Below are 16026 nucleotides of genomic sequence, written 5' to 3' on the forward strand. Positions count from 1 at the left end.
AGATTCTGTGCGGGTTGGAGCGCGGCCGGGTTGCGTGCATAGTGGCGCACAAGAAACGAAAGGGTGCCTTCAGGTGATAACTTGCACAGACAGCTTTCATTGAGGTACGGAACCGGCTGGCCGGGCCGCGCACCGTCATTTTCCGGAAAAAAGGCGCGACGGAAAACAATTCTTAGGGTTCTTTGCCCTAGGGTGGAAAGAAGTCCATGCCAGCCTTTAGGAAGGGTGTCGCCTGATGCGTAGGGCCGCAATCGTCATCGCCTGGATGATCACGTCGATCTTCGTCCTGGGTCTCGTCACCCTGCCGATCGACCTGCGCACCCAGATCGTCGTCAGCGTCGTCGCCGTCGCTGTCATGATGGTGCTCAAGCAGATGCATGCGGAGGGCAACTGGCGGCTGATCGCGCTCGCTTTCGGCACCTCGATCGTGTTGCGCTATGTTTTCTGGCGCACCACCAGCACTCTGCCACCGATCACCGAATTGCAGAATTTCATCCCGGGCGTCCTGCTTTATTGCGCCGAAATGTTCTCGGTCTGCATGCTGGCGCTCAGCCTGTTCGTGGTCTCCTTTCCGCTGCCGGTGCGTCCGCGCTGGGGCAAGCTTGAGGGCGACCTTCCCTATGTCGATGTCTACGTGCCTTCCTACAACGAGGACGCGACGCTGCTCTCCAACACGCTGGCGGCCGCCAAGGCGATGGATTATCCGCCGGAGAAGCTGAAGGTCTACCTGCTCGATGACGGCGGTTCGGAACAGAAGCGAAATTCGAAGAACCTGGTGGAGGCAAGCCTCGCCCAGACGCGCCACCGCGAGCTCCGGCAGATCTGCGCAGAGCTCGGCGTCGGCTATATCACCCGGCCGCGCAACGAGCACGCCAAGGCCGGCAACATGAACCACGCGCTGCAATACACCACGGGCGACCTGATCGTGGTCTTCGACGCCGACCACGCGCCGACCAATGATTTCCTGCAGGAGACGGTGGGATATTTCCTGGAGGATCCCAAGCTCTTCCTCGTCCAGACCCCGCACTTCTTCATCAACCCGGATCCGCTGGAGCGCAATCTGAGGACCTACGAGATCATGCCGAGCGAGAACGAGATGTTCTACGGCATCATCCAGCGCGGCCTCGACAAGTGGAACGCCTCGTTCTTCTGCGGCTCGGCCGCCGTTCTGAGGCGCGAGGCGCTCAATTCCGTGAACGGCTTTTCCGGCGTCTCGATCACGGAAGACTGCGAAACCGCTGTTGAACTTCACTCCAACGGCTGGAACAGCGTCTATGTCGACCGGCCGCTGATTGCCGGTCTGCAGCCCGCGACCTTCTCGAGCTTCATCGGCCAGCGCAGCCGCTGGGCCCAGGGCATGATGCAGATCCTGCGCTTCAAGTTCCCGATCCTGCTGCGCGGACTGACGCTGCCGCAGCGGCTTTGCTACATGTCCTCCAACCTGTTCTGGTTGTTTCCCTTCGCGCGCGCTTCGTTCATGATTGCGCCCTTGTGCTATCTGTTCTTCGGCCTGCAGATATTCGATGCGTCCGGCGGCGAGTTTCTTGCCTATACGCTCTCCTATCTGATCGTGAACATGTTGATCCAGAACTACCTTTTCGGCCAGTTCCGGTGGCCGTGGATCTCAGAGCTCTACGAATATATCCAGACCATCCACCTGATGCCCGCCGTGGTCTCGGCCATCATCAATCCGAAGAAACCGTCCTTCAAGGTGACGGCGAAGGACGAGTCGATCGAGCAGAGCCGGCTGTCCGAAATCAGCCGGCCGTTCTTCATCATCTTTTTCATCTTCGTCGCCGCCATGGTGATGATGGCCTACAGGCTCTACGCGGAACCCTATCTCGCGGGCGTGACCTGGGTTGTTGGCGGGTGGAACTTCCTCAACCTGTTCCTGACGGCCGCGGCCCTCGGTGTGGTCTCGGAGGTCGGCGAGCGGCAGAAGGCGCGCCGGGTGAAGATGTCGCGGCGCTGCGAACTGGTGATCGGCGGCAGCGTCTATCGCGGCACCATCGAGGATGTCTCGACCGACGGCGCCGGCCTGCAGGTGCAGGTGCGCGATCTTGACAGGCTGCGCCCCGGCACGCACGCTCTCCTGCGGGTCGAGCCGCACAAGGGCGGTGATCCGGGCGAGGTGCCGGTGATGATCCGCCATGCGCGGTCTCTGGGCGAACTCGCCATGGTCGGTTGTCGCTACGCGCCGGTCTGCAGCCTGCATCATTCCATGGTCTCGGATCTGATGTTCGCCAATTCCGAGCGCTGGCAGCAGTTGCTTCAGTCGCGCAAGAACGACCCCGGAACGCTTGGCGGCACGTTCTGGTTCATCAAGATGTCGATCCGGCAGATGGGGCGCGGCCTCAGCTACTTTATCGGCAAATACCAGCCGAATACCGGCGGAGTCGTGGTCAGGGGCAAGGGCAAGAGCTGATGGGACGGATCCTGCTTTTCATTGTTTTCCTGCTTGCCGGCCCGGCGATCGCCGCGGCGCAGACCGCGCCGGGCGCCGCCGCTCCCTTCGACATGGGCTCCGACGGCTCGGGCCCGCCGCCGCAGGCGGTCGATCCCGCAACGCCGCAGCCGGCAACGGCGGCGCCCGCGACGCCGGAGACCGCCGAGCGACTGCCCTTCTTCCGCTATGTCATCCCCGCCGACGAGATGCGCATCGAGGGCGAGAATGTCGAACGGTCCTGGTCGATGTATCTGACCGAGGAGCAGGCGCGCTCTGCGGCCAAGTTCAACATCGGCTACCAGAACTCGATCTTCGTTGCGCCCGAATTTTCGAGACTGACGATTTCCTTCAACAATGTCGAAGTGGCAAGCCCGCCGCTGTCGTCGTCCGAGCGCAAGTCCGACCTGCGCTTCGATGTGCCTGACGGCGTGCTCAAGCCCGGCTACAACATCGTCTCCTTCAAGATCAAGCAACGCCACCGCACAGACTGCGATCTCGAATCCACCTATGATCTGTGGACGGATATCGATCCGGAACGGACCTTCCTGATGTTCGACAATCCCGATGCAGGGTTGATGTCGACCACCGACGATATCCGCGCGGTCGGCGTCGATGCGCTCGGCCGCACCCGGTTCCATATCGTCGCGCCGGGCCTCTCCGATACGATCGCCGCCGATCCGCTCCTCGAACTGGCACAGGGACTGGCGCTCCTGGCCGACATGCCGAACACCCTGTTTACCTATTCGAAGAGCGAGCCGGTGAAATTCGCCTCCGGCGTCCTGCCGGTTTATGTCGGCACGCCCGCCGAACTGCGGCCGCTGCTCGGCGACGCGCTTCCGGATATCGGCACCACCCAGTCGGCGCGCTTCGTCTCTACCAACGCGCTCGGCCAGAGCGTGCTCGTGCTGGTGGCGCCGTCCTGGCAGCGCATCGGTCCGCTGATTGATGGCATCACCGCGCCGGCGGCGCGCTCGGCCGCCCAGAAGGATGAGGCCTATTCCACCCATTCGTGGCGCAAGCAGGACACCCAGCTCCTGACCGGTCACCGCACGCTGACCTTCGAGCAGCTCGGCATTCCGACCCAGGAATTCTCCGGCCGCGTTTTCCGCGCCGAATTCGCCATCGGCCTGCCCGCCGATTTCTATGCCGACGCCTATGGCGAGGCACGGCTTCTGCTTGACGCCGCCTACGGCCCGATCGTGCTGCCCGGCAGCCGCCTGCATGTCTTCGTCAACGATCAGCTCGCCGCGACATGGCCGATCAGCACGGTCAACGGCGCGGTTCTGCGCCGCACGCCGGTCCGGTTCACCATGCGCCACATGCGTCCGGGTGTGAACAAGATCGTTCTCGAGGCCGCGCTTCTTACCAAGGAGGACGCCGCATGCCTGCCTGGCCAGACCGCCGACGACACGCCGCGATTCGCCGTTTTCGACACCAGCGAATTCGAGATGCCCAATTTCGGCCGGGTGGCGCAGGTGCCCAATCTGTGGGCGACGAGCGGGACGGGCTTTCCCTATTCGCGCCACGAGGACCGCATCCCCTTATATATGGACAGCCTGAACGGCGACACGATGAGCGCGGCCTCGGACTTTGTCGCCAAGCTCGCCAACGCCGCTCGCCACCAGATTCCGGTCGACGTGGTGCATTCCGTCGACGATGTCGGTGACGGCGACGCGATCTTTCTCGGCGCGATCGGCACCTTGCCGGCTCAGGCGCTGCGCGAGACCAAGGTGTCCCAGACAAGCCGGAGCGTCTGGACGCAGCAGGTCGGCGGCGAGGCCAATTACAACGAAGCGCCGGAAACCACGATCGAGGAATGGGACGAGGCGGTGACGGCCGGCTGGTACAACTGGATCTTCGAGGTGGAAAAATACTTAAAGCGCAATTACGATCTCTCCTTCGAGACCTTGCGCTTCCTGCCGCGGCCGGACACCGATTATCTGCCGCCCAACTCGATTTCGATGATCATTGCGCAGGAACCGAGCCCCAATGACGACGGGGCGTGGACGATGATCGCGGCCCCGACCCATGAAAATCTGGAAAACGGCATGACGGCGCTGACCAAGCGCCAGCACTGGGATGCCGTGCAGGGGCGCATAACAACCTATAACCGCAATACCGGGGTGATCGACAATATCGGTATCGGCGCGACTGTGTTCATCTTCGACACGCCGTTCTCGGTCAACAATATCCGCCTGGTGCTGACCAACTGGTTTTCGACCAACACCATGTCCTTTTCGCTGGCGCTGGTGATCGGCACCGTTCTGCTCGGCATCGCGACCAAACAGATGCTGACCCGGTTCGGCCGCTACGACGAATAGGCCGGATCAGGCCGGTTGCGCGGCAATCCCCAGCCTCTGGAAGCCGATTGCCGCCGCTCCGGCAAGGCCGGGCTCCGCGCCGCTTGTCGCCGGAACGACCAGTCTGTGCCGCGGCCTTGCCAGGGTAAGCGGGCGCACGGTCTCATCGATCGCCGCGACAAGCGCGTGATCGCGGGCAAGGCCGCCGCCCGCCGGCACGATTGTGGCGCCGGTCAGGTTGATGGCCATGGCGAGCGGCCCGGCCAGGAGCTGAAGGCAGGTTTCGACCGTCTCGGCGGCCCGCGCCTCGCCCGCGTGCCAGGCTGACAGTATCGCGGGTGCGGACTTCTTCTCCCCATGCAGAAAGGCGTGGAGGCGCTGCAGGCCGGGCGCGCCGGCGACGGTATCGACGCAGCCCGAAAGGCCGCAACCGCAGGTAAAATGTGGGATGGACCGTTCGCCCACGACAAGCGGCACCACGGGGCCATGCCCCCATTCGCCGGCAAAGCCGCCGGCCCGGTTGATCAGCCGCTTTCCCGAGACGAGGCCGCCGCCGACGCCCGTTCCGAAAATCACTCCGAAAACGATGTCATGATCCCGTCCGGCGCCGTAAACCGCCTCGGATACGGCGAAGCAGTCGGCGTCATTGGCGATGATGACGGGAAGCTGCGTCCGGTCCTCGAGGTCGGCCTTGAGGTTGGTGCCGTGGATTGCCGGAATATTGGCGACAACCAGATTGCCCGTTTCCGGATTGACGATGCCGGCGAGTGAAATGGCGAGCGCAGCCGGGCGTTGCTTCAGGTCATCGATGATGGAGGAGACCAGGGCGAGGAAGGCGTAGCGATCGCCGGCGGGGGTCGGGAAGCGGACGACCTTGCCCGGTTGCGCACCGCCCGTCGCAGTCGCCGCGCGGATTGCGGTTCCGCCGATATCGAAACAGAGGATCGTGTCGGTCATCGCGAACTCCCTTCAATGGCAAGGGGGTTATGCGGTGACCTTCACGCGGTTGCGCCCCTCGGTCTTTGCGGTGTAGAGCGCCTTGTCCGCCAAATCAACGATATCCGGCTGGCTTGCCTGCGGGTTGAACACCGAGACGCCGATGCTGATCGTCAGGTGGCGTTCGTCGCCGTCCGGCAGGATCATCACCTGTTCGGCCACTGCCTTTCGGACCCGCTCGGCGATTGCCGCGGCCTCGTAGGCGCGCAGGCCCGGCATGATCATCACGAATTCCTCGCCCCCGTAGCGGTAGGCGCGATCCTCCTTGCGGGCGTTTTTCGAAATCACGTCCGCGACTTGGCGCAGCACGTCATCGCCGGCAAGGTGGCCGTAGGTGTCGTTGAAGGTCTTGAAATGGTCGACGTCGATCAGGAGCAGGGCAAAGGGCTGGTTGGTCTCGCGCGAAGCCTGGATGCGGGCATCGAGGGCCCGGTCGAATTCGCGGCGGTTGTCGAGTCCCGTCAGCCCGTCGGCGCGCGCGGCGGCTGCGAGCTTGTTCTCCTGCAGGATGATCTGCTTCAGCATGGCGTTGAAGGCTGCAGCGACCGATGCGAGCTCCGGCGGAACGCGGACGTCGATCTCCCGGTCGCGTTCGCCTTCGGCGATGCGCATCGCGCCCTCGACCAGCTTGTCGGTGCTGCGGATCAGCGCCTGATCGATGATATAGATGCCGGCGCCGGCGAAGATGATTGCCATAAGACCCGCAATGATGGCGAAGACTTCAAGCCGCCGCATCACCTCGAGGGCGCGGGCATGGCTTTCTTCGTTCATCAGACGCATGGTCTCGGCAATGTCCTCGACCCGCTTGCCGGTTTCCGCGATCACGCTTTCGAAGCGCATCAGCGTCGGGTTGACGGCATCGTCCTCGGGCTCCACGGAGGCGGCGACCTGGAGAAGGGCTGACCATTGCTGCTCCACGCCCTGAAGGATCGGGGCAAAGGCTGGATAGGCCGCGGTCGTCTGTTCCAGATCGCGCAGATGCGTCGCGACATCGCGCTCGGCCGCCTCGAATGCGCTGCGGTAGTGTTCATCGCCGCTGTTGGCATAGTCATTGACCGAAGCGGCGATGTCCCAGAGATTGGACTGAATCCGCTCAAGCGAAACGAGCACCCTGTGCTGGGTGTGGAGCACGTGGCGGAACGGTTCGGCGACCTGCTGACGGTATTGCGTGTACCAGACCACCGAGAAAAGAAGGACCGGCAACAGGGCGAGCAGAAAGCCGAAGACGAGCCAGGCCCTGAGCGAAAGGCTCTGAAGCCATCGCCTTGCCGCTCCGGTATTGATTTGCTCGTCCATTCGTGTCGTCTCCAGATATCTCGCCGGTCTTCACGCCGGCGTGCAAGCTTGCCGGGTTCATGTCGGCGCCGCCTCAACGATGCGTCCTGCGGGGATCGTTCATTTGCAAGCGGGCCATGTTTCCGGGCGTCTTGGCCGTATGTAGCTGGACCGGAAGAACCTCGAGGCGGGCGCCTCGGGCGTCGTTTCGGTTGAAGCATCCGCGGTCGCGCGACAGGGCGCGTCTTCCCTTTGCCCGGTTTCACTAAAACGCCGCCGCGCAAAAAGGTACAACCATCCGCAAGTTGTTTTCCGTGCCGCCGGTTGCGTCAAAACCCGCGACAGCCGGCCGGTTCGCCGGACACAGCAAGGCCGGCTTTCAATCAAAAGGGCCTCCGCCATTAGCGAAAGCCCTTGCAAATCAATGAATGGGATGGTGGGCGTGACAAGGATCGAACTTGTGACCCCTACGATGTCAACGTAGTGCTCTCCCGCTGAGCTACACGCCCATCCGTGGCGCGGTGTATTCCAAACTTTGGCGGTCGCGTCAACTGGTTTTTTGAAGCTTTTTTGTCGCCTGTCGCTTTCGCTCCTGCGCGCCGGACTATACGCCGAGAACCTTTTCCACCTCGTCGACCAGATCGCGCAGGTGAAACGGCTTGGAAAGCACCTTGGCGTCCTTGGGGGCTGCCGAATCGGCGTTGAGCGCGACGGCGGCGAAGCCGGTGATGAAGATCACCTTGAGATCGGGGTCGAGTTCGGTCGCCCGGCGGGCAAGCTCGATGCCGTCCATCTCGGGCATGACGATGTCGGTCAGAAGCAGCGAAAAAGGTTCCTCTCGCAGCCTGTCATAGGCGCTTGCGCCATTATCGAAAGCGGCGACCTGATAGCCGGCCTTTTCCAGCGCTTTCACCAGGAAACGGCGCATGTCGTCGTCATCTTCCGCCAGAAGAATTTTAAGTACCATCGGCTCAACCATATCGGCGCATTGGGCTTTCGCGTTTACCGGTCTGATAGACCCTATGTCGTAAACAAGCAATAAAGAGGGCCTCAAACTTTCCGCCGCCCGGGCGGCGGCCTTGGCAGGCAAGGCCGGAGCGCGTAAATCTCCGGTATGAAGGGAGCGACAGTGACCGGCAGGGATGAACTGAGTTTTGACGGCGATGCGCGTTGGTTCGAGGTGATCCGCCCCGAGCGGCAGACGCTGCCGCTGGTCTTCAACTCGCCCCATTCCGGCCGGGTCTACAGCAACGCCTTTCTGTCCGAGACGCGGCTTGACGCCCACGAGATCAGGCGTTCGGAAGATCTCTACGTCGATGAACTGTTCGCCATGGCGCCGGCCTTCGGTGCGCCGCTGCAAAGGGCTTTCTTTCCGCGCGCCTTCCTCGACGTCAACCGCGAACCCTTCGAGCTCGATCCGCGCATGTTTTCCGGCGCCCTGCCGTCGCATGTCAATATGACCTCCATGCGGGTCGCCGGCGGTCTCGGCACGATCCCGCGCATCGTCGCCGAGAACATGCCGATCTATGACGCCCCGATCGATGCGGGCGCGGGGCTCAGGCGGATCGAGGAAATCTACCGGCCTTATCACCGGAGCCTCAAGCAACTGATGCAGGAGACAAAGCGACGGTTCGGGCAGGCGGTGCTGATCGACTGCCATTCCATGCCCGGCAGCGTGACCGTCGGCGGCCACCGCCGGAAGCCCGATATCGTCATCGGCGACCGGTTCTCCACCAGCGCCTCGAGCGACATCGCCTATGCGGCGATCTCGATCCTCGAGCGGATGGGCTTCGTCACCGCCTACAACAAGCCCTATGCGGGCGGTTTCATCACCGAGCACTACGGCCGTCCCGCCGCCGATTGCCATGCGCTCCAGATCGAGGTCTCGCGCAGACTATACGCCGACGAGCAGAGCTACGCGAAAAAGCCGGAATTCATCGCGCTGAAACAGGCGCTGACGCTGTTCATCCAGCAATTCTCCGCGTTTCTCGCCGGCAGCGAGGACAGTGCGGGCCTTGCTGCGGAGTGAGGCGTTTCGTCCGGGTGTGCGGAGGGGCGTTCAAAAAAAACCGCGCCGTGGGCGCGGTTAAGTCTAGGGAGGAAACACCCAAGGAGGGTATTCACAGTCGAAAGACTGTAGTTCAGACAATAGATGACCGTGCGAGGCCTGTCAAGTTAATTTGCCTGTATTTTGCGCAATAAGTAATGCTGTCTAATTTTTACGCGTATTGCCCGCTTTTTAATTTCCTTTTGCCGCATGGGTGAGCGGAAATCTCCGGTCGGGACGCGCGTTCGGGGCGCGCGGCGTATTTTCTCGCCCGAGACGATTCCCTTGAGGGCGGAAAGACTCTAGAAACTGGCGGAAACGTTTCCTCGTCTTGCCACAGGATTTGCCATGCTTCCCGACCATGCCTTTTTCACAAGGCTCGCCGATGCCGCCGCCGCCGAGACCTTGCCGCGTTTCCGCTCGGGCCTTGATGTCGACAACAAGCTGAGCGGCGGTTTCGATCCTGTCACGGAAGGCGACAGGGCCGCCGAAAGCGCCATAAGGCGGCTGATCGAGGAGACCTATCCGGATCACGGCATCCTCGGCGAGGAGCATGGCGCAAGCGGGCTTGATCGCGAATATGTCTGGGTGATCGATCCGATCGACGGCACGCGGGCCTTCATCTCCGGCGTGCCTGTATGGGGCACGCTGATAGGGCTTTACCGGAACGGCCGTGCGGTGATGGGACTGATGGACCAGCCCTTTACCGGCGAGCGGTTCTTTGCCGATCCGGGGGGGAGCCTGTTTGCCGGGCCGGGCGGGCCGCGGCGGCTGAAAACCCGCGATTGCCGGGAACTCGGCGCGGCGGTGCTGTTTACCACCTCGCCGCGGATCATGGATACGGCTGCGCTGTCGCGCTACGACCGGCTGGAGCGGCAGGTCCGGCTCGCGCGCTACGGCATTGATTGCTATGCCTATTGCCTGCTGGCATCCGGTTTTGCCGATCTCGTCGTCGAAAGTGACCTGAAGCCCTATGATGTCGGGGCGTTGATTGCGATCATCGAAGGCGCAGGCGGCGTGATCTCCACCTGGACCGGCGAGCGGCCCGAGCATGGCGGCGATATCGTCGCTGCAGCGACGCCCGCACTTCACGAGGCGGCCCTTGCCGAACTGAACGCCGGATAAGGCTTTTCAGCGCGCGGCCAGGCATTCATCGAAAAAGCCGAGGATGGCGTCCAGGGCAGGGCGGCGCACGGCATCGACCTCCTGCAGGATCTCGTGCCCGGATGAGGGCAGGACGAGATGGCGCGCGCCAAACCTTGCGGCAAGCCGAGCTTGGGGTTTGGCCGGGATCAACGCATCGCGGCCGGCGGAGAGGACAAGCGACGGGCAGCCGATCGCGGCAAGCGCCTTCGGGCGGGTGAGCCGGCGGATCGCGCCGAGGCAGGCCGAGAGCCAGCCGAAGGTCACCGGCCCCAGCAGATAGGGCGGGTCGGTTTTCGCCGCCGCGATATTGCGCGCGTAGCGGGCGCGGTCCGATGTGTGCGGCTGGTCCTCGAACCGCGCCGGTTCGCTGCGCGGCCGCGCGGTGCGCTGCCTGGCCCGGCCCGTGCGGCTGAAGAGCCAGGCCATGGCGCGGACCACAAAGGCCGGGTAGCGGTCATGGCGGATGCCGACAAAGGGCGCTGAAAGCACAAGGCCCGCAAACCGGCCGGAAGCCTGTTCCGCAACCGAAAGCGCGATCAGTCCGCCAAGCGAATGCCCTAGAAGAAAACAAGGCCCGGGCATTCTGCCCTCGACCTTCTGGGCGAAGAAGTCGACAATGTCCCGTGGGTAGTCCGAGAAATGTTCGATATGGCCCATATTGCCGTCCTCGGGACGGCGTTCGGAGCCGCCCTGGCCGCGCAGGTCCAGGATAGCGACGGCAAAACCGGCGCTGCGAAGATCAGCCGCGGTCTCGGCATATTTCTCGATGAACTCCGCCCGGCCCGCGACGATGAGCACCGTGGCGCGTGCGTCTTCGCATGGGAACAACCCGTAGCGCAGCATGAGGCCGTCAAAGGCGCGCATCATGCCGATCGTGTGGTTCGCGTCCATTGCCTGTCGTCCATTGCCTCGTGATCCGCCCCTGATGACGCCCGCGGGCGGCAAAGGCAATGGCCTGTTCGTGAATTGGGGCGTAAAAAGGACCGGAACCGGACGCTTGAACAGGGGTAAAAGCGTCTCGGCTCCGGCCAAGATACCGCTATCACTGGGTCAAGAGTGACAACGGTGCCGGGACGGGTGCGCCGTAGTTCCCGGCAAAAGCTGAATGGCGCATTGCGCCTGAACGTGAGTTCAATAGTGCATTCATACTGCGTTCATTCTCAATATAGTGGCGACGAATGCGGACAAAAGTGCCACAGCGCGCCTCGCCAGTGCGATTGCGCGATGATGATTTTGCCAGCACAGGCCCTCTTGAAATCGATGCAGACTTTTCCCAAATCTTCAAACGTGGACGCCGACCATCGGGTCCGCAACCGTTTTCCGCGATCGCCTGTTTCGGGATTGCCGGGAAATGTCATCGCAACCATACGTCGCTCAAAGGAGGACATTATGCGTAACGTCGATTTTTCGCCCCTTTATCGTTCTACCGTCGGTTTTGACCGGCTTTTCAATCTCCTCGACTCGATGGGCCAGCCCGAACAGGCGCCTGCCTATCCGCCCTATAATATCGAGCGTACCGGCGAGAATGCCTATCGCATCTCGATGGCCGTCGCCGGCTTCAGCGAAAGCGAGCTTTCCATCGAGGCCCATGCCAACGTGCTGACCGTGAAAGGCGAGAAGGCCGAGGAAGATGACGAAGGCAACAGCGAATACCTCTATCGGGGTATCGCAAAGCGCGCATTCGAACGCCGCTTCCAGCTGGCCGACCACATGGAAGTCCAGGGTGCAACACTGAAGAATGGTCTACTTTATGTTGAGCTGCTGCGCAACATTCCCGAGGCCATGAAACCGCGCCGAATTGCAATCGAAACGCGATCCGGCGAGCCGAAAACGATTTCGGCGCAGAAGAATGTGGAGATGGATGCCGCCTGACGGCAGACCCCCACTAGCAGAAATTATAACGGCGCCTCTCGGGGCGCCGTTTTTTCATCCGTGCCAGCGCCGCGTGATTCGCGCGGCCAGGTGATCCAGGGAAATTCTGCCGGGTCCGTAGATGACCAGCACGACCAGCGGCACCGTCCAGAGGAGGCGCTGGTCGAGGATGACGCTGTCGGGGAAGCGGTCGAACAGCGCGCCGATGGTCTCGCCGCCGACCCGATGTACCGTGATGTCCACCAAGGTCTGGACTGCGATGAAGCCGAGCATGCCGAGGGCGCTCAGCCGCGTGGCGAGGCCGAAGATGATCAGCAGCGGCAGGGCGAGTTCGGCATAGGTTCCCAGATGAACGATCAGCCCCCAGGGCAGGAAGGGCACCGAGGAGACATCGCCGCCGGCGGCCTCCACGGCGGGAAGCGCGATCTGGTAATAGGCGGAGCTGCGAACCATGAAGAAGCCGGCAAGGCCGGGCTCGACCTTGGTCAGTGCCGAGTTCAGGAAGTAGAGCCAGAGGGTGGACGCAAACACCAGACGGGCGAAAAGCCCCGGAAACCATGGCGCCAGGAAGGTCTGGAGGCGTGTAAAGACACGGTCATGGAGACGCGCTATTGTGCAGATGAAATGCATGGTGACTACTCCCGTGCAGCCGAAAGGCGCGTGAAGGCGCCCGAGGTGATCAATATCGAAAACGCGCCGCCGAGGTCGAAGGCGGGGTCGAGCGCCGTCGCGGCCTCGGCCGCCTCGCAGATCGGCATGCCCTCGATCAGTTTGTCGAAGAAGACGGCCTGGCCGTCGTCCAGCGCAAGCACGGAAACGTCGTAGTGCGGCCGGGTCACCAGGGCGGTCTCGGCCGGTGACGGGTCGAAGTCCCTGAGCCCGGTTCCGTTGCGGACGCGCAGGAAAATGCTCACCGCCGCGCTGTCGAAGCGCCGCAGCCGGGTGGCCGGGTGCGAAACGAGTGCCGCCGCCATCAGGCCGTCCGGCGAAAGCGTCTGGAGCGTGTCCGGGGAAAGCGGATCGGCATCTTCCGCGTGATAGGCATCGAGCCACGCCCGCTCCAGACGGGCAATATCGGGCAGGAAGAACAGATTTTCCGCTGGCTGGAACGTGGCGATGAAGTCGGAAAAGCCGTGGCCGTATTCGGCAATCACAGGCGTTCGCGGCGGCTCGCGGGCGATATAGTCGCCGGCCATGGCGGAGAAGAACCGTTCCCCCACAAGGTCGCGCGTTACCGGGAATATATCCGCGAGCGCGCCTTTGAGCCCGACAGCGACATTGTTGCGATAGACGCCGAAGCGTTTGACGGCCGGCCCGCCGAATGGGTTGGCGACACCTTCCGGCGCGGTTTCGGCCGGCGGCCCGAGAAGGGCCGCCGCGAAACCTTCGAGCGTTGCGGCAGCGGAGCGAGGGTCAGCCATGGCGGCTGCCGAGCAGAAAACGCTCGCCCTCACGGTTCATGATCTCCTCGGCCAGTTGCGCCTCGCGCTTCAGGAGCGGCCATTCGGGCACGTCATTGTCCCATTCGATCAGCGTCGGAAGCGGGCCGGTCTTCTGGATGACGAAGGCATAAAGCGCCCAGACGGCGTCATCGACGGGTCGGTCATGGGCGTCGATCAGAAGCGGCGCGCCCGTATCGTCAGCATCCTCTGCGTGGCCGGCGAGGTGGATCTCGCCGATCCGCTCCAGCGGAAAACTCTTCAGGTATGACAGCGCGTCAAAGCCGTTATTGGTCGCTGACACATGGACATTGTTGACGTCGAGCAGCAGGCCGCAGCCGCTCCTGCGCGCAATCTCATCGAGGAAGATCGTCTCCGGAATCGTGCTTTCGGAAAAGGCCACATAGGTGGACGGGTTTTCCAGCAGGATCGGCCGTTTGAGCCTGTTCTGCACCCGGTCGACATGGTCGACGATATGGGAAAGCGTCTCATCGGTATAGGGCAGCGGCAGAAGGTCGTTGTAATAGGCGTCGTCATGGGTCGACCAGGCCAGGTGTTCGGAAACGAGGCCCGGCTCATAGCGCTCGACAACGCCTGCCAGCCGGTCCAGATGGCCCGGGTCAATCCCGCGCGGCGAGCCGATCGACAGGCCGACGCCGTGGACGGACAGGGGGAAGTCCAGGCGCATGCGCGTCAGGATACGGTGCGGATGGCCGCCCGCGCCCATATAATTTTCTGCATGGACCTCGAGAAAGCCGATTGTGTATTCATCGTTCAGGATGGCGTCGGCATGGGCGGTCTTGAAGCCGGCGCCGGCACGCTGCGGGACTTGTCGCCGCGCAAGCAAGGCAGTCATTTCGCTGGACATGTAAAGCGCTCCCACTCGCTGGATGACGCAGGACCGCCGGTGCCCTGAGGCACCGGCGGCGGTGCGCAATCACATTGCGGGAAGGTCGCGATCGAGCGGCTCGAGCGAACCCATCCGGTCTCCCGGCAGCTTCATGTCCGTGCAGGAGCCCTCGGCCACGTATTTCCAGGCATTGCCCTGGTAGTCGACCTTGGACGTGCCTGCGCAGGTCGTGCCCGGCCCGGCAGCGCAATCGTTCTGGCCGGCCATGGCAACGCCGTAGCACTTCACGTTGGCGGCCTGGGCGGGGGCGGTGGCCGCAAGGCTGCCGACAGCCACGGCGAGCGCACCGGCGAGCGTTGCTGCGCTGATCTTGTTGGTCTTCGACATGCTATTCTCCTCATTGATCGAGACGGGTTCGATTGTTGTGCAAGCCTTGTCCTTGCACGCAGGAGTTTTGCAAAATCGGCCTTCACTTGGAAATCAATGGAGCGTCACTCAGCCATCACGCCGCGTCACCGGCCTGTGAGGCGCCGTTACCCGTTTGTGAGCGGCTCGGCCTCGAGGAAGGAGACAAAGCGGTCGACCTCGGCCTCTGTCGTGGCGAAGCTGGTCACGCAGCGCGCCAGAACCTCGCCCTCGGCCACCAGCCCGGGCTGGTCGACCGGCGTCAGCCAGTCGTAGAACTGCGCGCCGGCCTTGCGCGCGGCTTCGGCCGCTGACTTCGGCAGGATGATGAAGACCTCGTTCGATTGGGTCTCCCAGGCAAGCCGCGCCTTTGCCGATTTGCGAAAGGCGATGCGCATCCGCTCGGCCATGGCGTTTGAGTGGCGGGCAAGGTCGAGCCAGAGGTCGTCGGTCAGATAGGCGTCGAGCTGGGCGGAGATGAAGCGGGTCTTGGAGAAGAGATGGGCGGCGCGCTTGCGGATGAAGGGCATCTCCCGCGCCTGGGCCGGGTTCATGAACACGATGGCCTCCGCGCACCAGCAGCCGTTCTTGGTGCCGCCGAAGGAGAGGATGTCGACGCCGCGCTTCCATGTCATTTCCGCGGGCGTTGTGTCGAGCGCCACGAGCGCATTGGCAAAGCGCGCGCCGTCCATGTGAACGGGAAGGCCGCCTTCCTTGGCGACAGCGGTGAGGGCGTCGATCTCGTCAAGCCCGTAGACGGTGCCGACTTCGGTCGATTGCGTCAGCGACAGCGCCATCGGCTGGCCGTGATGAATGAAATCCGCCGGATAGCGCGCGGCGATCCGCCTGAGCTCTGAAGGCGTCATCTTGCCTTCCGGGCCTGAAACGGTGGCAAGCCTGCCGCCGCCGGTGAAATATTCCGGCGCGCCGCCCTCGTCATTGGCGATATGGGCGTCCTTGTGGCAGAAGACCACGCCGCCCGGCCGCCCGACGGAGGAAAGCGCCAGCGAATTGGCCGCCGTGCCCGTGCCGACGAAGAAGACGGCGACCTCGCGCTCGAAGAGATCGTCGAACCGCGCCTCGATCTTCCGGTCCAGAGGGCTGGTGCCATAGGCATTGGCATAGCCCGACTGTTCGCGTATCAGCGCTTCGCCGATTGCGGGATGGGCGCCGGACCAGTTGTCGGAAGCAAAAAACATGGATAAAGACCTCAAAAGCGTTCTGGAAATGCGGTTAGCGGGATATCAGGG

At 63.0% G+C, this 16026-nt stretch carries 14 protein-coding genes and 1 tRNA gene; 5 read left to right on the plus strand and 10 right to left on the minus strand.

Features of this window, described 5'->3' with window-relative positions:
* Window positions 1-235 precede the first annotated feature (235 nt).
* Both bcsA and JET14_RS03940 read left to right on the plus strand, forming a co-directional pair.
* On the plus strand, window positions 236-2425 hold the full coding sequence (gene bcsA / locus JET14_RS03935) for a UDP-forming cellulose synthase catalytic subunit (protein WP_200336890.1): 2190 nt from the start codon (window positions 236-238) through the stop codon (window positions 2423-2425).
* Window positions 2425-4767: a cellulose biosynthesis cyclic di-GMP-binding regulatory protein BcsB gene (locus JET14_RS03940; protein ID WP_200336891.1), complete on the plus strand. Its 2343-nt coding sequence runs from the start codon at window positions 2425-2427 to the stop codon at window positions 4765-4767. The genes bcsA and JET14_RS03940 overlap by 1 nt, the downstream gene beginning before the upstream one ends.
* Window positions 4768-4773: 6 nt before the next feature.
* Here the strand turns inward: JET14_RS03940 and JET14_RS03945 are convergent, their stop codons facing one another.
* The 4 genes from JET14_RS03945 to cpdR all read right to left on the minus strand — a co-directional run bounded on the left by JET14_RS03945 (window position 4774) and on the right by cpdR (window position 7984).
* Complete coding sequence (locus JET14_RS03945; protein ID WP_200336892.1) at window positions 4774-5703, minus strand: ROK family protein; 930 nt, start codon at window positions 5701-5703, stop codon at window positions 4774-4776.
* 27 nt (window positions 5704-5730) lie between these two features.
* On the minus strand, window positions 5731-7038 hold the full coding sequence (locus JET14_RS03950) for a GGDEF domain-containing protein (protein ID WP_200336893.1): 1308 nt from the start codon (window positions 7036-7038) through the stop codon (window positions 5731-5733).
* A 413-nt stretch (window positions 7039-7451) separates the two neighbouring features.
* Window positions 7452-7526, minus strand: a tRNA-Val gene (locus tag JET14_RS03955).
* 95 nt (window positions 7527-7621) lie between these two features.
* On the minus strand, window positions 7622-7984 hold the full coding sequence (gene cpdR / locus JET14_RS03960; RefSeq protein ID WP_024708997.1) for a cell cycle two-component system response regulator CpdR: 363 nt from the start codon (window positions 7982-7984) through the stop codon (window positions 7622-7624).
* Window positions 7985-8131: 147 nt separating this feature from the next.
* Between cpdR and JET14_RS03965 the strand changes: the two genes are divergently transcribed.
* Entirely contained in the window at window positions 8132-9046 is a 915-nt protein-coding gene (locus JET14_RS03965) for an N-formylglutamate amidohydrolase (protein WP_200336894.1), read from the plus strand.
* Window positions 9047-9412: 366 nt separating this feature from the next.
* Entirely contained in the window at window positions 9413-10189 is a 777-nt protein-coding gene (gene hisN, locus JET14_RS03970) for a histidinol-phosphatase (protein WP_200336895.1), read from the plus strand.
* A 6-nt stretch (window positions 10190-10195) separates the two neighbouring features.
* Here the strand turns inward: hisN and JET14_RS03975 are convergent, their stop codons facing one another.
* On the minus strand, window positions 10196-11101 hold the full coding sequence (locus JET14_RS03975) for an alpha/beta fold hydrolase (RefSeq protein WP_200336896.1): 906 nt from the start codon (window positions 11099-11101) through the stop codon (window positions 10196-10198).
* 498 nt (window positions 11102-11599) lie between these two features.
* On the opposite strand from JET14_RS03975, the gene JET14_RS03980 reads away from it, so the two are divergent.
* Window positions 11600-12082: an Hsp20 family protein gene (locus tag JET14_RS03980; protein WP_024709001.1), complete on the plus strand. Its 483-nt coding sequence runs from the start codon at window positions 11600-11602 to the stop codon at window positions 12080-12082.
* Between the two features lie 54 nt (window positions 12083-12136).
* On the opposite strand, the gene JET14_RS03985 is transcribed toward JET14_RS03980, so the two are convergent.
* The 5 genes from JET14_RS03985 to JET14_RS04005 form a co-directional block, all read right to left on the minus strand.
* A complete protein-coding gene (locus tag JET14_RS03985; RefSeq protein WP_200336897.1) occupies window positions 12137-12712 on the minus strand; it encodes a DoxX family protein in 576 nt (191 codons plus the stop codon).
* A 5-nt stretch (window positions 12713-12717) separates the two neighbouring features.
* On the minus strand, window positions 12718-13503 hold the full coding sequence (locus JET14_RS03990; RefSeq protein ID WP_200336898.1) for an HvfC/BufC N-terminal domain-containing protein: 786 nt from the start codon (window positions 13501-13503) through the stop codon (window positions 12718-12720).
* On the minus strand, window positions 13496-14389 hold the full coding sequence (bufB, locus tag JET14_RS03995; protein WP_200336899.1) for an MNIO family bufferin maturase: 894 nt from the start codon (window positions 14387-14389) through the stop codon (window positions 13496-13498). Before bufB ends, JET14_RS03990 begins: the two co-directional genes overlap by 8 nt.
* Window positions 14390-14458: 69 nt before the next feature.
* On the minus strand, window positions 14459-14758 hold the full coding sequence (locus JET14_RS04000; protein WP_024709005.1) for a BufA1 family periplasmic bufferin-type metallophore: 300 nt from the start codon (window positions 14756-14758) through the stop codon (window positions 14459-14461).
* Between the two features lie 146 nt (window positions 14759-14904).
* Window positions 14905-15975 (minus strand): threonine aldolase family protein, encoded by a 1071-nt coding sequence (locus JET14_RS04005; RefSeq protein ID WP_200336900.1) that lies wholly within the window; start codon window positions 15973-15975, stop codon window positions 14905-14907.
* Window positions 15976-16026: the final 51 nt, after the last annotated feature.

The sequence above is a fragment of the Martelella lutilitoris genome, assembly GCF_016598595.1.
Classification (GTDB): domain Bacteria; phylum Pseudomonadota; class Alphaproteobacteria; order Rhizobiales; family Rhizobiaceae; genus Martelella; species Martelella lutilitoris_A.

Coding starts and splice junctions, on each gene's coding strand:
- JET14_RS03965 (WP_200336894.1), top strand. CDS start 8,132: ATGAAGGGAGCGACAGTGACCGGCAGGGATGAACTGAGTTTTGACGGC.
- JET14_RS03950 (WP_200336893.1), bottom strand. CDS start 7,038: ATGGACGAGCAAATCAATACCGGAGCGGCAAGGCGATGGCTTCAGAGC.
- JET14_RS03945 (WP_200336892.1), bottom strand. CDS start 5,703: ATGACCGACACGATCCTCTGTTTCGATATCGGCGGAACCGCAATCCGC.
- JET14_RS03985 (WP_200336897.1), bottom strand. CDS start 12,712: ATGCATTTCATCTGCACAATAGCGCGTCTCCATGACCGTGTCTTTACA.
- JET14_RS03975 (WP_200336896.1), bottom strand. CDS start 11,101: ATGGACGCGAACCACACGATCGGCATGATGCGCGCCTTTGACGGCCTC.
- bcsA (WP_200336890.1), top strand. CDS start 236: ATGCGTAGGGCCGCAATCGTCATCGCCTGGATGATCACGTCGATCTTC.
- JET14_RS03940 (WP_200336891.1), top strand. CDS start 2,425: ATGGGACGGATCCTGCTTTTCATTGTTTTCCTGCTTGCCGGCCCGGCG.
- JET14_RS03980 (WP_024709001.1), top strand. CDS start 11,600: ATGCGTAACGTCGATTTTTCGCCCCTTTATCGTTCTACCGTCGGTTTT.
- JET14_RS04005 (WP_200336900.1), bottom strand. CDS start 15,975: ATGTTTTTTGCTTCCGACAACTGGTCCGGCGCCCATCCCGCAATCGGC.
- cpdR (WP_024708997.1), bottom strand. CDS start 7,984: ATGGTACTTAAAATTCTTCTGGCGGAAGATGACGACGACATGCGCCGT.
- JET14_RS04000 (WP_024709005.1), bottom strand. CDS start 14,758: ATGTCGAAGACCAACAAGATCAGCGCAGCAACGCTCGCCGGTGCGCTC.
- bufB (WP_200336899.1), bottom strand. CDS start 14,389: ATGTCCAGCGAAATGACTGCCTTGCTTGCGCGGCGACAAGTCCCGCAG.
- hisN (WP_200336895.1), top strand. CDS start 9,413: ATGCTTCCCGACCATGCCTTTTTCACAAGGCTCGCCGATGCCGCCGCC.
- JET14_RS03990 (WP_200336898.1), bottom strand. CDS start 13,503: ATGGCTGACCCTCGCTCCGCTGCCGCAACGCTCGAAGGTTTCGCGGCG.